Origin of the sequence: Candidatus Rhabdochlamydia sp. W815 (assembly GCF_018642185.1) — a bacterium.
GTDB lineage: Bacteria > Chlamydiota > Chlamydiia > Chlamydiales > Rhabdochlamydiaceae > Rhabdochlamydia > Rhabdochlamydia oedothoracis.
This window is the reverse complement of the sequence record NZ_JAAVTY010000199.1, coordinates 1-916: the sequence shown is the minus strand read 5'-3', so window position 1 is coordinate 916 and position 916 is coordinate 1. Positions and strand designations below refer to the sequence as shown.

The following is a 916-nucleotide window of genomic DNA, read 5'->3' as shown; positions in this document are numbered from 1 at the left end:
TTCATTTAATCCTTGCTTGCTCATGTCATCTGTCTTTAGTTAAAAAATAAAAAGATCTGGTATCATAGCGAAAATTTATATTCAATTCAAGATAGGTTCATGATGAACTTTTAGAATGGTTGCTATTGAGCTAGATGTATCTCCTCTAGCTTGTAAAATATAAATCTGACATCTTTGGTCATAGGTTAGGTGATGGTAGCCTTTAAGCAAGGTCTCTTTTTGTGTTTGATTGTTAAAAATCACAATAGAGATTCTTTCATCGCTTGCCTATTCTTTTTTTAATTCTTCTGTGCACTTCAAACTTGAAAAGACTGACCTTTTCCTGAATATGAGGTACCTTGCATAGTTTTCCCATCAAAACTAACGATTTCTCCAGATTTTTTTTCTTTTATAAAATCAGATAAAGTTTGCTGTATTTTCTCAAACTCACTTGGATCCAATATGGAAAAAACACGTTTAAAAGTTCTTATGCATAGGACTCCGTTTGTCATATCTACAAACTGATTCAACCATTCTTTGATTGAATGGGCCTGTAACACAATAGCTTCCCAATCATCAGCACCACACAAAGAACAAACGATTGTGATAAAAAGTATCGTTATAAGAGGATGAATAAAATTGCAGGATGCTCCTCTAGGATCAGTAATGGTATCAAGAGTTTGAATAAGTTTAAGATCAGGCTGAGGAGTCACTCCTGAATGTTTTTGAATGTGCCTGGGTGGTAATCGTTTTTTATTCATGAAGAGATCCATATTGTTTTTTTCGCAAAAGAAACAATAGGGCTGATTTCTACAAAAATTCAAATTACTCTTTTAATGTCCTGCAGGGTACAGGACATTAAAAGAGTAATTTGAATTTTTCTGGAAATTGTCCATTCCTTATTTTCCGCAGCCCTTATTATTGAAGCTATATTAAA

At 33.2% G+C, this 916-nt stretch carries 2 protein-coding genes; both read right to left on the bottom strand.

Annotation, left to right across the window (positions count from 1 at the left end; translation table 11 throughout):
- Nucleotides 1-81: 81 nt before the first annotated feature.
- Entirely contained in the window at nucleotides 82-243 is a 162-nt protein-coding gene (locus RHOW815_RS08295) for a helix-turn-helix domain-containing protein (protein WP_215217806.1), read from the bottom strand.
- A 53-nt stretch (nucleotides 244-296) separates the two neighbouring features.
- Nucleotides 297-740 (bottom strand): ISAs1 family transposase, encoded by a 444-nt coding sequence (locus RHOW815_RS08290; RefSeq protein ID WP_215217805.1) that lies wholly within the window; start codon nucleotides 738-740, stop codon nucleotides 297-299.
- Nucleotides 741-916 lie beyond the last annotated feature (176 nt).

Excerpts from the sequence above, each read along its gene's own strand:
- RHOW815_RS08290 (WP_215217805.1), bottom strand. The coding sequence starts at position 740 with ATGAATAAAAAACGATTACCACCCAGGCACATTCAAAAACATTCAGGA.